The sequence below is a fragment of the Bradyrhizobium sp. SZCCHNR1017 genome (assembly GCF_032381375.1).
Classification (GTDB): Bacteria; Pseudomonadota; Alphaproteobacteria; order Rhizobiales; family Xanthobacteraceae; genus Bradyrhizobium.
This window is the reverse complement of sequence record NZ_JAUHIR010000014.1, coordinates 63262-76066: the sequence shown is the minus strand read 5'-3', so window position 1 is coordinate 76066 and position 12805 is coordinate 63262. Positions and strand designations below refer to the sequence as shown.

The 12805-nt window shown below is 65.4% G+C and carries 13 protein-coding genes; 4 read left to right on the top strand and 9 right to left on the bottom strand.

Translation table 11 applies throughout. The annotated features are described in order from the left end of the window. Window positions 1-505: 505 nt before the first annotated feature. The 6 genes from QW863_RS28105 to minC form a co-directional block, all read right to left on the bottom strand. On the bottom strand, window positions 506-919 hold the full coding sequence (locus tag QW863_RS28105; protein ID WP_315716279.1) for a DUF1801 domain-containing protein: 414 nt from the start codon (window positions 917-919) through the stop codon (window positions 506-508). 76 nt (window positions 920-995) lie between these two features. Continuing rightward, window positions 996-1382, bottom strand: coding sequence for a hypothetical protein (locus QW863_RS28100; RefSeq protein WP_315716280.1), 387 nt, complete (start codon window positions 1380-1382; stop codon window positions 996-998). A 92-nt stretch (window positions 1383-1474) separates the two neighbouring features. Then, window positions 1475-2248: a thioesterase family protein gene (locus tag QW863_RS28095; protein ID WP_315716281.1), complete on the bottom strand. Its 774-nt coding sequence runs from the start codon at window positions 2246-2248 to the stop codon at window positions 1475-1477. Between the two features lie 21 nt (window positions 2249-2269). Next, entirely contained in the window at window positions 2270-2545 is a 276-nt protein-coding gene (gene minE, locus QW863_RS28090; RefSeq protein ID WP_315716282.1) for a cell division topological specificity factor MinE, read from the bottom strand. Beyond that, the gene (minD, locus tag QW863_RS28085) at window positions 2542-3357 is read right to left on the bottom strand and encodes a septum site-determining protein MinD (protein ID WP_315716283.1); all 816 of its coding nucleotides are present in this window, start codon (window positions 3355-3357) and stop codon (window positions 2542-2544) included. The genes minE and minD overlap by 4 nt, the downstream gene beginning before the upstream one ends. Before the next feature lie 20 nt (window positions 3358-3377). Then, on the bottom strand, window positions 3378-4073 hold the full coding sequence (gene minC, locus QW863_RS28080) for a septum site-determining protein MinC (RefSeq protein WP_315716284.1): 696 nt from the start codon (window positions 4071-4073) through the stop codon (window positions 3378-3380). Between the two features lie 519 nt (window positions 4074-4592). On the opposite strand from minC, the gene QW863_RS28075 reads away from it, so the two are divergent. The 4 genes from QW863_RS28075 to QW863_RS28060 all read left to right on the top strand — a co-directional run bounded on the left by QW863_RS28075 (window position 4593) and on the right by QW863_RS28060 (window position 10332). Continuing rightward, window positions 4593-5228: a hypothetical protein gene (locus QW863_RS28075; RefSeq protein WP_315716285.1), complete on the top strand. Its 636-nt coding sequence runs from the start codon at window positions 4593-4595 to the stop codon at window positions 5226-5228. Window positions 5229-5272: 44 nt separating this feature from the next. Further along, window positions 5273-6883 (top strand): ABC transporter substrate-binding protein, encoded by a 1611-nt coding sequence (locus QW863_RS28070; RefSeq protein ID WP_315716286.1) that lies wholly within the window; start codon window positions 5273-5275, stop codon window positions 6881-6883. A gap of 132 nt (window positions 6884-7015) precedes the next feature. Then, a complete protein-coding gene (locus QW863_RS28065; RefSeq protein ID WP_315716287.1) occupies window positions 7016-8548 on the top strand; it encodes an ABC transporter substrate-binding protein in 1533 nt (510 codons plus the stop codon). Window positions 8549-8760: 212 nt separating this feature from the next. After that, complete coding sequence (locus QW863_RS28060; protein WP_315716288.1) at window positions 8761-10332, top strand: ABC transporter substrate-binding protein; 1572 nt, start codon at window positions 8761-8763, stop codon at window positions 10330-10332. 81 nt (window positions 10333-10413) lie between these two features. Here QW863_RS28060 and QW863_RS28055 read toward each other — a convergent pair whose 3' ends face one another. The 3 genes from QW863_RS28055 to QW863_RS28045 all read right to left on the bottom strand — a co-directional run bounded on the left by QW863_RS28055 (window position 10414) and on the right by QW863_RS28045 (window position 12736). Further along, window positions 10414-11382, bottom strand: coding sequence for a nitronate monooxygenase family protein (locus QW863_RS28055; RefSeq protein WP_315716289.1), 969 nt, complete (start codon window positions 11380-11382; stop codon window positions 10414-10416). A 143-nt stretch (window positions 11383-11525) separates the two neighbouring features. Further along, entirely contained in the window at window positions 11526-12155 is a 630-nt protein-coding gene (locus QW863_RS28050) for a hypothetical protein (RefSeq protein ID WP_315716290.1), read from the bottom strand. After that, window positions 12155-12736 carry a YqaA family protein gene (locus QW863_RS28045; RefSeq protein ID WP_315716459.1) on the bottom strand — a complete coding sequence of 194 codons (582 nt, stop codon included), beginning with the start codon at window positions 12734-12736 and terminating at the stop codon, window positions 12155-12157. Before QW863_RS28045 ends, QW863_RS28050 begins: the two co-directional genes overlap by 1 nt. Window positions 12737-12805 lie beyond the last annotated feature (69 nt).

The window sequence follows — 12805 nt, the reverse complement described above, 5'->3', positions numbered from 1 at the left end:
CCGCAGCCGGCGTTCGCGCAGGTCGGAACGCTCCGGCTCCCGGCTGGGAGTCAGCAAGAGATTTGATGTCATGACACGACGGTTCAAGCGCAGGCCACGAGGGCCGCGGGCTTTTCGATGAGATACGAAAGGGTCAAATCATGGCCGGGACAATCATCCCGGTCGGCCGCGTCAATGATCGCGCAGCGAGCCCGGGAAGCGCGTGAGTCTGAACATCGTCGCCTCCTGCGTTGAAGTTGGGATGCGCTGAACTAGCGTGTTTCTCGGCAGAGCGCAACCATGGCCGCCGCCTCCTCCCACCTCGATGCACACGGGTCATCCTTGCGAAAGGTTGTCGGCGACCGGCACACCGCCGTCGCGAGCCCCCGAAACGACGAGGCGATCCAGGCCTTCCAGACAGATGATTCGACTTGGCCCTGGATTGCTTCGCTGCGCTCGCGACGACGTGGTGAGTGAGCAGCGACCTGGATCGTTGATACTGACTGCGCGGAGCGATGCACCAGCCCTACCGCTTCCCCTTCATCATGTTCAGCGCCACCGCGGCGCGGATCAGCGCCATGAACGCAGTCTCATCGATCACGTCGCCTTCATGAAGGTCGATGGCGCGGCGGGTGTTGCCGTCGAGGCTGGCGTTGAAGAGGCCGGAAGGGTCCGGCAGCGAGGCTCCTTTGGCGAAGGTCAGCTTCACCGCGGCCTTGTAGGTCTCGCCGGTGCAGACGATGCCGGCATGCGACCATACGGGAACGCCGCGCCACTTCCATTCCTCGATCACCTCGGGGTCGGCCTGTTTGATCAGGCCGCGGACGCGGGCAAGCATCGCGCCGCGCCAGTCGTCGAGCTCCTTGATACGAGCGTCGATCAGTTGCGACGCAGGCCCGGTTGCCGCATTGGCCTTCGAAGCATTCGTCGTCTTTGCCATGCCGTCATCCTCCCTGCCCGAAACACACCCGTGGCGCCACGCGACATGTCGCGAAGCGCCTCTGGTAGACCGCACCTCAAGGAACGGAAACCTCCGTCGGCCGTGGCGGGCCGACGTCCGCTCGCGCGAAGGAAAGCCACCACAAACTCCAAGCAACGGGCAATAGGAAGAGCACGCAGAGCGCAATGAGGATTACGTACACCAAAACGCCGCTTGCTTCGATAAGTGTCTTTGCGCCCAGCCCCAACGGGAATCCCCAGTAGATGACGAACATGATCGCGTAAGCCTTCCAAAGCGGCCTTGGAAAGAGGCGCCTGTCAAAAGCGAACAAGAACAAGCTTGCAACTGCAGGGAAGAGAAATGCAGTCGTGATCACGCGAATTGCCGTCGCATCGCGCATGGCATCAAAAACAGCCCATGAATAGCCAAGCGCGTAGAGAAACGCGGCAATCTTCCACCACATTCGCAAGGGCCTCCCGCGCAACGGCTTGTCCTAAGACATGCCTGGATTGGGGACAAGCCTATCTCAGATCCATGTGTATGGAACGCCTCGCCTCACCGCTTTTCGATCACCAGGCTCTGCACCACCCGGCCGAAATAGCCCCTGACATCGCCCAGCCGCGCCATCGCCAGCCCGGCGCCGTCCGGGCCGATCCAGCTTTCGGCGTCGAGCAGGATCCAGTCGCCGACCGGCTCGCGGGCCATGTTCACGGTGAGGTCGGCATTGAGGAACGTATAGCTGTGGAAGTCGAGCGCGGCGGAGGTGCCGTTGCAGAAGTCGCTCGCGACCACGGCGCGCATCGCCTGCGACACGGCGTGGCCTTCGACCAGCGGCCAGTCGACGCGATACCAGATCGCGCCGGGACCCTTGACGCCGAACCGGCCGCGCGCAGCGCGCAGCGTCATGCCACGCACGAAGGGGCTGGTCGAGAAATCCGCAGGCTCCGGCAGGGCCTCGTCAGGGCCGACCAGATCGACCGGCAGCTCGCGGACATCGTCCGGCAGCGGCACCGCGTCCTGCCTGATCTTGAGCACCGTCGCCGTGACGACCACCGTGTCGCCGGCGCGCAAGCGCACGGCGCAGAGCTGGATCTTGCGCCCCTCGCGCAGCACCTCGGTCTCGATGAGGAGCTCTGCGAGCGGCACCGGGCGCATCAGGTCGATGGTGACGCGGGCGATGCGCATCGGCGACTTCGTCGGAATGCGCTCGGCCGCCCACACGGCCAGCGCCGATGGCGCAGACCCATGTTGCATGGTCGGATCCCAGGGTCCCGCAGCATCGGAGCCGACGGCGACCCGATTGTCCGCGATGCGGAAGATCGGCCGCATCAGCGCGCGCCTCGCCACGTCTCAGCCGGCGCTGGCAAAGGCGCGGTCGGCGCCATTGGGCAGTTCGATGTCGACCTCGAGCGTCGAGACATGCTTTCCCCGGTCCATGCGAACGATGACCTTGTCCGGATCAAGTACCACATGGCGCGAAACCACGGCGAGGATTTCCTCGCGCAGCTGCATCAGGAGATCGGGCTGTCCACGCAGACTGCGCTCGTGCGCGAGCAGGATCTGCAGCCGTTCCCGCGCGACGGGCGCGGAGGCTGCACGCCCCGTAAAGAGCCGCAGCACACTCATGCAGCCCTCCGTCCCAAGAGCAGGTTCATCAGGCCCTTGCGCTCGGTCGGGATCTGCATCTCGACCTCCTCGCCGAGCAGCCGGCGCATCGCATCGTGATAGGCGCGTGCGGGGGCGCTCGCCGGGCTGTTGAGCGTCACCGGGCAGCCGACATTGGAGGCGCGCAGCACGTCCTGGCTCTCCGGCACGATGCCGAGCAACGGCGTCGCCAGGATTTCCAGCACGTCATCGATCGACAGCATCTCGCCGCGCGCGGCGCGGCCGGCATCGTAGCGGGTGATGAGAATGTGCTTCTCGACGCGCTCGCCGTTCTCGGCGCGCACGGTCTTGGAGTCGAGCATGCCGATGATGCGGTCGGAATCGCGCACCGACGACACTTCCGGATTGGTGACGATGAGAGCCTCGTCGGCATAGCGCATCGCCAGCATGGCGCCGCGCTCGATGCCGGCCGGGCTGTCGCAGATCACCCAGTCGAATGTCTTGCGCAGCTCAGCGATGACGCGGCCGACGCCGTCCTCGGTCAGCGCGTCCTTGTCCTTGGTCTGCGACGCCGGCAGCAGCCAGAGATTCTCCAGCCGCTTGTCGCGGATCAGAGCCTGCGGCAGCTTGGCGACGCCATGCACCACGTTGATGAGATCGAACACCACGCGGCGTTCCGCGCCCATCACCAGATCGAGGTTGCGCAGGCCGACGTCGAAATCGACGACGACGACCTTCTCGCCGGCCTGCGCCAGCGCCGCGCCCATCGCCGCCGTCGTGGTGGTCTTGCCGACGCCACCCTTGCCCGACGTCACTACGAGTACTTTCGACATGTCACGGATCCTCCTGCTACTCAGTTCAATGCAACGATCTTCATGGAATGACCTTCGAGCCGCGCCTGCACGGCCCGGCCGCGCAACGCGGCGTCGATCTGCTCGGCGGTCTGGTAGTAGCCGTCGATCGCGACCAGCTCGGCCTCGATCTTCTGGCAATAGATGCGCGCCGCCGCGTTGCCGTTGATGCCGGCCATCGCGCGGCCGCGCAGCGCGCCGTAGACGTGGATCGAGCCGCCGGCGACGATCTCGGCGCCCGACGACACCGCGCCGAGCACGGTGACGTCGCCGTCGGGAAACACGATCGACTGGCCCGAGCGTACGGGCTGGTCGAGCAGCAGCGAGGTCGGCTGCTGCAGCGACGGCTTCTCCGGCTCGATCTCCTGCACGGCGCAGTGACGGCCGCCCGACAACAAGGGAGGCATGCCGAGCGACAGCCGCCCCTGCTCGACGCCTTCGAGTCCGAGCACGCGGATGTTGCGCGACTCGATGCTCTTGATGAGATGGGTGATGGCGAGCGGGCTCAGATCCAGCGCTGAGAGATCGAGCACGATCGGCTTGCCGACGAAGAAGCCGGGTGAGCCCGCGAGCGTTGCATCGAGCTCAGCCAGCCAATCGGCAATCGGCACAACCGGCGAAAACACGAAGGCGACGTAGGAGCGCCCGCGCAGACGAATAACAGGACGCACCGTTTCAGCGCTGGCACTCATGACCATCCGACCCAACCCTTCTTAGTGATTGGTTAACTGTCGGCGCCAGATGGTTAACGGATGGTTAAATCGACGCTAAGCCGCTCAAAAATCGACAGCGGCCCGCCCGACATAGTTCGATGATGATCGAATCAAGGCGCAATCTTGGCATCAATGAGACGCAATTCATGAGCATCTGCGTCAAGACCTGTCATGCCTCATTTTAATCACATCATGATGATAACTTTAACGTACATATAATTCGGAACCGACGACTTTAAGAGGTTCCGATCGATTGACACTCGTCAGGGGGCGGGGCATGGGATCGATAGAGGCGCCCAAGGCACGGCAAACGTGCCACGGCGCCTTGCAGGAAGGGACCGCTGGCGTGCGATCGTTGATCGACGCGAAACGTCTGATTCTGCGAGTGATTCCGTGTGGACTGAAGTGGCAGACCAGCTCCCGCTCTTCGTTTGAAACTAGCTCTCATACGAACCGTGGCAGAAGCGTATCAGTTTCCGGAATCGAGCGTCAGAGGAGTAGCGTATGAGTTCGTTGAGTGAACAGAATCCGATGAACCCGCAGGACCCGCTGCACTATGCGCCGCGGTGGCTGCGCGAACGTCCGGAAGCCGCGCGTCTATCTCTCGTCGGTGACAATGCCAAGGCAGCGGAGGCGGCCGAGCGTCCCGCTTCGGGACAGCAAGGACCGCTCGATGCTCGCCTGGAGACCGCCGTGTTCGAATCCCTTCGCCAGTCGCTGAATCCGCAAGTCATGCGCGAGCCGCCGGATCTGGAGCGCGAGCGCGACCGCCGGTCGGTCGTGTTCAAGGTGGCCGGCCGCTTCGCCGCCGCAACCGGCGTCGCCGCCGTCGTCGCGCTGTTCTTCGTCAACATCGTGCCGGTGTGGCGCCAGCCCGACGCGAGCTCGTCCTTCGTCGCCGCCGTGCAGTCGATGAAGACGCTGCCGCCGGTCGCCGCCGACGTCCAGGACGCCAAGGCGGACCAGACCAGCGCGCTGCCCGAGCGGGTCGAGCCGCAGGCTCCGGCGCTGTCGCAGTTCAAATCGCTGCTTGCGGACGCTCCGGCGCCGACGGCAGAGACCGACACTCCAGAAAAGCCAATGCTGCAGCAGTTCATGCAGTGGAACCAGAAGACGGGTCAGATGGAGCGGGTTCGCTAACCCTCTGCACGACTGATCCGACTTCCAACACATCACAGGCGACGATGATCGACGTCCTACCGCAGAAAGCGGCAGCACGCCGTCCGCTGGCTCACGCCCGTATGGCAGCCATCCTGCTCGCGTCCCTCGTGGCCGGCGAGGCCGCTGCTGCGCCCGGCGAGAGTGTGAGCGTGGCGCGCCAGCTCGGCAGCCGCGTCGGCCCGATCATTGGCGCCGCGCTCGCGTGCCGCGACATCGCCCGGCCGCGCATCCAGGCCATCATCGAGAAATTCCAGCTCGTCATCCGCGAGGCCGCCGCCAGCGAGGCCGACCGTGACGAGCTGACGCGCCTGCTGGACCGCTATGTTGCCGAAGGTCGCAGCCTCGTCACGTCAGGCCGGCTGGATTGCGGCGGCGCCAATCAGCAGCTTGCCGATCTCGAACAATCCATCGCAGCGCCGCCTCCGGCGCGCGCGAACCTGTCTGCCGTGAGCATCGGACCTGCAACGGCGCAGGCCGCGACTGCACCGGCGCAACTGCTGCCGCCGGCCGGCAACGTGCGCGGGGTGACGCAGAGCGAGATCAAGCTCGGCATGGTCATTCCCTACAGCGGACCGGTGAAGGAGAGCGGGCGACTGCTCAAGATCGGCGTCGAGACGGCGTTCAATCGCGCCAACGAGGCCGGCGGCGTCAACGGCCGCATGCTGAAGCTCGTCACCGCCGATGACGGCTACGATCCCGCGCGTACGCTGGATGCGATGAAGCTGCTCTACGAGAAGGAGCAGGTGTTCGGCTATATCAGCAATTTCGGCTCGGCCACCGCCGCGGTCGCCATCCCCTACGCGCTCGAGCGCCGCACGCTGTTCTTCGCGCCCTATACCGGCGCCAACGTCGTGCGCCACGATCCGCCCGACCGCTACGTCTTCAACTACCGGCCGAGCTATGCCGAGGAGACCGACGCGCTGGTCCATTATCTCGTGAAGATGCGAAGGCTGCATCCGCGCCAGATCGTCGTGTTCGCGCAGAACGATGCCTTCGGCGACGCCGGCTTCGCCGGGGTGGCCAGGGCGTTCCGCACGCTCGGCGTCAGCGACAATTCGATCGTGCGGGTCAACTATCCGCGCAACACGGTCGAGGTCGACGACGCCATCAATCAGCTGAAGCTGCTGAAGACCCCGGTCAAGGCGGTGGTGATGCTGGCGACGACGCGCGCCGCAGCCAAGTTCATCGAGAAGGCCCAGGGCGTATTTCCGGGCGTCATCTTCGCCAACATCTCCGCGGTTGCTGGCTCGGCGCTCGCCAGCGAACTGATGCTGCTCGGACCGCGCTACGCCGAGGGCGTGATCGTCAGCCAGACCGTGCCCGGCGTCTCCGGCTATTCGAGCCTGGTGCTCGAATACAAGACCGCACTTGCGAAATATGCCCCGGGCGAGCCGGCCGACTACACCTCGCTCGAGGGCTACATCGCCGCGAGCATCCTGATCGAGGGACTGAAGCGCGCCGGTCCGAACTTCGATACCGAGCAACTGGTCGAAACGCTCGAGAACATGCGCAACATCGATCTCGGCCTCGGCACGCAGCTCGGCTTCGGCCGCGCCGAACACCAAGCTTCGCACAAGATCTGGGGCACGGCACTGGACGACAGCGGCACCTACCAACCCGTCGAACTTGAATAGGATACCGCTAGAGGCGCGACGGCCTCAACTACCAGGACATAAAGAGCGACAGAGAAACCCGACATTAATTCGAAATGCCACGAATAGTAGAACGAAGAGGGTTTGAAACAAGCTGAGCAGGTGGAAGGTTCGATGGCCGTGCGTTGGTCCGCGTTGATCATCGGGAGTGTTCTCGTAGCTCCCTTCAGCCCCGCTTTGGCGGCGGCTCCCGACGTCGTCAGGGAGCTTGGCGGCCGGGTTGGACCGATCGTGGGACAGGCCTCCGCGTGCCCCGACATCGCGCAGGGCCGCGTCCAGAGCATGGTCGACAAATTCCGCGAAGCCATCCGCCAGGCGACGAGGAATGACGGCGAGCGCGATCAGCTGACCCGCAGCTTCAATGGCTACATCGCCGAGGGCCGTAGTCGTACGGGCGCCTCGCAGGCGACCTGCGCCGCCGCGGAGCGGCAACTGACGGAGCTCGAACGCTCGCTCGACCAGCCGGCTGCGGCGACGGCCCCGATCACACCGGTCAAGGCCGAAACGACGACTGGCGCCGTCACCGCGAGCCCCGTGCGCGGCATCACCGACCGCGAGATCCGCTTCGGCATGGTCCTGCCGTTCTCCGGCATCCGCAAGGAGACCGGGCGTCAGATGCGCCAGGGCATCGAGGCCGCGTTCGCACGCACCAACGACGCCGGCGGCGTCAACGGGCGCATGCTCCGTCTCGTGGCGGCGGACGACGGCTACGACCCGGGCCGCACGCTGGCGGCGATGACGCAGCTCTACGACAAGGAGCAGGTGTTCGGCTTCATCGGCAACGTCGGCACCGCCAACTCGCAGGTGGCGATCCCCTATGCGCTGGAGCGGCGCACGCTGTTCTTTGCACCGAACACCGGCGCAGCAGTGGTGCGACGCGATCCGCCGGATCGCTACGTCTTCAACTACCGGGCGAGTTACGCCGAGGAGACGGCCGCGCTGGTGCGCTACCTGATCAACATGAAGCGCGTCTCGCCCAGGCAGATCGCCGTGTTCACCCAGCAGGACCCATTCGGCGACGACGGTTTCGCCGGTGTCGCGAAGGCCTACCGGCAGTTGAACATCGGCGATGCCGTAACGCGCATCAACTATCCGCGCGCGACGATGGACGTGGAAGAGGCGGTCAATCAGGTCAAGGCGCACAAGCCGGGACTCAAGGCGGTCATCATGGTAGCGACCGATCGCGCCGCCGCGAAGTTCATCGAGAAGACGCGCGACGCGGTACCGGGCCTGATCTACGCCAACGTGTCCGCCGTCGGCTCGACCTCGCTCGCGACCGAGCTCAAGCTGCTCGGCCCGCGCTTCACCAACGGCGTCATCGTGACGCAGGGCGTGCCGGCGGTTTCGGGCTATTCGAGCCTCGTGCTCGACTACAAGAACGCCCTGGCCAAATACGCGCCCGGCGAGGCGCCGGACTATACGTCTCTCGAAGGCTATATCGCGGCGACGATTTTGATCCAGGCGCTGAAGCAGACCAATCCGCTCGACACCGAGCGACTGGTCGACACGCTCGAATCGATGCGCAGCCTCGATCTCGGCCTCGGCACGACGCTCGCATTTGGACGCGCGGAGCACCAGGCCTCACACAAGATCTGGGGCACCGCCCTCGACGAAACCGGCACGTATCAGGCAATCGAACTTGAGTAGAATTAGCTTCTAAGGGGAAGAACTGGTGAAGACGTTTCGTTAGCAGGTCCTAAAGTATGATCGGAAAAAGGCGTGTCGGGTTACCGAAATGGTCATGCTCTTAGGAAAGGCTGGTCTGTGCATGGTGACGGTCTTATGTCTTCTCCGTCGCAGACACGGCGTCAATTCACCAGGCGGAAGACCTGGATGGGGTCCAAAGTGGGATAGTGGCAATGAACTTTCGTTGTAGCGTGTTCTTGGTTGCGGCATTGCTCGCAACGCCCGCCAGCGCGGCGGGCACCAATGCGGATGTGGTGCGTAATCTTGCGAGCCGGGTCGGGCCGATCGTGGGAGCAGCATCCGCCTGTCAGGCGATCGACCAGGGCCGCGTTCAGGCCATTGTCGACAAGTTTCGCGAGGTGATCCGGGAGGCCTCCACCGGCGGCTCGGATCGTGACGAGCTCACCCGCGTCTTCAACGGCTACGTCGCCGATGGACGCAACCGCGTCGGGGCGGCTCAGACCGACTGTAACTCCGCGGGCCGCCAGCTCGCCGAGCTCGAGCGCTCGCTCGGGCAAAGCGCGCCGAGCCAGACCGCCACCAGCCTCGCCGGGGTGATCGCCCCGTCCGCGGCCGTGGCTGCGACGGCACCGACCGCGACGCTGCCGCCGGCGTCCACCTCCAACGTCCAGGGCGTCACCGCCAACGAGATCCGCTTCGGCATCGCCGCTCCGTTCTCGGGCGCTGCCAAGGAGCTCGGCCGGCAGATGAAGATGGGCATCGAGGCCGCCTTCAACCGCGCCAACGACGCCGGCGGCATCGCCGGGCGCTCGCTGCGGCTCTATTCGGCCGACGACGGCTACGAGCCGTCGCGGACGCTGGACGCGATGAAGCAGCTCTACGAGAAGGACAAGGTGTTCGGCTTCGTCGGCAATGTCGGTACCCCGACGTCTGCCGTGGCGATGCCCTACGCCCTGCAGCGCCGCGTGCTGTTCTACGGCGCGTTCACCGGCGCCAACCTCCTGCGCAACGATCCGCCGGATCGCTACGTGTTCAACTATCGCGCCAGCTACGCCGAAGAGACCGACACCGTCGTTCGCTATCTGGTCAAGCTGCGCCGCCTGCCGGCCAAGGACATCGCCGTGTTCGCGCAGCAGGACGCCTATGGTGATGCCGGCTTCTCCGGTGTGGCCAAGGCCTTCCGCTCGCTCGGCCTTGCCGACACGTCCATCTTGCGCCTCAACTACAAGCGCAACACGGTCGACGTGGACGACGCGGTCAACCAGCTGCGGGCGTTGAAGAACCCGCCCAAGGCGATCGTCATGGTCGCAACCTATCGCGCCGCCGCGAAGTTCATCGAGAAGACGCGCGATCTGTTCCCGCACATGATCTACACCAACGTCTCCTTCGTGGGCTCGACCGAGCTCTCGGACGAGCTGATGCTGCTCGGCCCGCGCTATGCCAGCGGCGTCATCGTCACCCAGGTGGTGCCGGCCGTCGGCGGCTATTCGAGCGCCGTGCTCGAATACAAGAGCGCGCTCGAGAAGTACTTCCCGGGCGAGGCACCGTCCTACGTGTCGTTCGAAGGCTACGTCTCGGCCAACGTGCTGGTCCAGGCGCTGCGCCGGGTTGGCCCGCAGCTCGACACCGAGGCGCTGATCGACACGCTGGAAAACATGCGTGACATCGATCTCGGTCTCGGCGCCAAGCTCGGCTTCGGCCGCGCCGAACACCAGGCCTCGCACAAGATCTGGGGCACCGCGCTGGACGAGCGCGGCAAGTTCCAGGCGATCGAGCTGGAATAGCCCGCCCGCTTGTTGCGACCTCAACAAAAAAGCGCGACAGCCCTGGCTGCCGCGCTTTTCTTTTGTCCGTCGCGGAGCCGCTTAGAGCGGCGGATCGATTGCTTCGTCATATTCCTTCTTGAAGCGCGCGATCAGCTCGGCGGCGGGCAGCACGTCCTTGATGGCGCCGATGCCCTGCCCCGAGCCCCAGATCTCCTTCCATGCCTTCGGCTTGGCGCGCTCGCCCGAGGCATCGGTGCCGAAGCTCATCTTCGACGGATCGGAGGTCGGGAGATTGTCCGGATCGAGGCCGGCGGCGACGATCGACGGCTTCAAATAGTTGCCGTGCACGCCTGTGAACAGGTTCGAATAGACGATGTCGTCGGCGCCCGAGCTGGTGATCATCTGCTTGTAGCCTTCGACCGCATTCGCCTCCTTGGTGGCGATGAAGGCCGAGCCGATATAGGCGAAGTCGGCGCCGAGCACGCGCGCGGCACGGATGGCGCGGCCGTTCCCGATCGCGCCCGACAGCGCGATCGGGCCGTCGAACCAGCTCCGCGTCTCCGCCACGAAGGCAAATGGCGAGATCGTGCCGGCATGTCCACCGGCGCCCGCCGCGACCAGGATCAAGCCGTCGGCGCCCTTCTCGATCGCCTTGTGCGCGAAGGTCTGGTTGATGACGTCGTGGAAGACGATGCCGCCCCAGCCGTGCGCCGCCCGGTTCAGCTCCTCGCGCGCGCCGAGCGAGGTGATCATCATCGGCACCTTGTACTTCTCGCACAGCGCGAGATCCTGCTCGAGCCGGTTGTTGGAACGATGTACGATCTGGTTGACGGCGAACGGCGCCGACGGGCGTTCCGGATGCGCCCGGTCATAGGCGGCGAGCTCCTCCGTGATGCGCGCCAGCCATTCGTCGAGCAGCGCGGCCGGCCGCGCGTTGAGCGCCGGAAACGAACCGACCACGCCGGCCTTGCACTGCGCGATCACCAGGTCGGGCACGGAGATGATGAACAGCGGCGAGCCGATCACCGGGATCGTCAGGCGGCCCTTGAACAAGGCGGGCATGGACATGGATGGGAATTCCTCTTGCGTTGAAATGCGGAAACACTCGTGATCGCGAGCATGCCCGACATCATGCCGTGATGGCAATTCGCTCGCAGAGGGACCGGAAAAGCCGGACCAGGGTCTTGCGTTGAGACGCTGGCGTGCCGGCGTCATTGGCAGAGCGCCGAGGTCACGTAGGTGTCCGTCCGGCAATCGCCCGGCTTGCGCTCGCGACCGGGGATCAGCACCCGCGCCGAGCAGGTCTCCGCAGAATCGGTGTTGAGGCTCTTGCCTTCCTTGTAACCCTTGCCCTGGCACAACCGGTCGGCGCCGAGCTTGCAATCCGGCGTGCCGTTGGCGGCGATCGGGCAGACCGAGCGGCCGGAGATCATGCTCGAGGGCTGGGCGAGGCGCGACAAGGTCTCGCCGGTCTCCTTCAGCACGTCGGCGCCGCCCTTCGGCGCGACCGGGCCACCGGGCTGCACCGGTGTCGCAGCGGGCTGATCCGCGGCAGCGCCGGTGGGATCGCTGCCGGCCGCCGGCGGCTCGGCGCGGGCATCGCCCGAAGGCTTCAGCGGAATGATCGACATCTTCTCGAACAGCTTGCCGAGCTCCTCCACCAGACCCGGACTGGAAGGCGGCGCAGGCTGGACGGCAGGCGCCTGCTGCGGTGGCTGTTGCGGCGCTTCTCGCAGCCCCAAGGAAGGCGTCGTTTGCGCCCATGCCGCGGCGGCGGAGAGAACCGAGACGACGGCGAGCAGCGCCGCGCCTGCCCCCAGCCCCGGGCGCAGCGGCCGCATCAGATCAGCTTCACGGCGATGACGAATCCGGCCACCAGCACGGCCGCGCCGATCGCCACCCACAGGCCGAGATGCTTCTCGATGCGCACCCTGATCCATTCGCCATAGCGGTTGAGCAATATCGCGGCGATGAAGAAGCGGCCGCCGCGCGCGATGATCGAGCAGACGACGAACAGAAAGAGATTGTAGCCGGCGAAGCCCGACGTGATCGTGACCAGCTTGTAGGGGATCGGCGTCAATCCCTTCACCAGGATGATGACGGCGCCCCACTCGGCGTAGGAGGCACGGAACGCCTCGACCTTGTCGCCGAGGCCGTAGAGCTGGATCAGCCAATGGCCGAGGGAGTCGTAGAGCAGCGCGCCGATGGCATAACCGACCAGGCCGCCCGCCACCGAGGCCGCGGTGCAGACGCCGGCGAACAGCCACGCCCGCTGCGGCTTCGCCAGCGACATCGGGATCAGCATCACATCCGGTGGCACCGGAAAGAACGAGCTTTCGGCGAAGGCAACCGCGGCCATGATCCACATGGCATGCGGCTTGTGGGCGGCGTCGATACACCAGTCGTAGATCCGTCTGAGCATGCTGGCGATGAAGCAAACCGGGCAGGATTTGTCCATGGCCCATATGTCGACCCGAATCGGACCGCCACA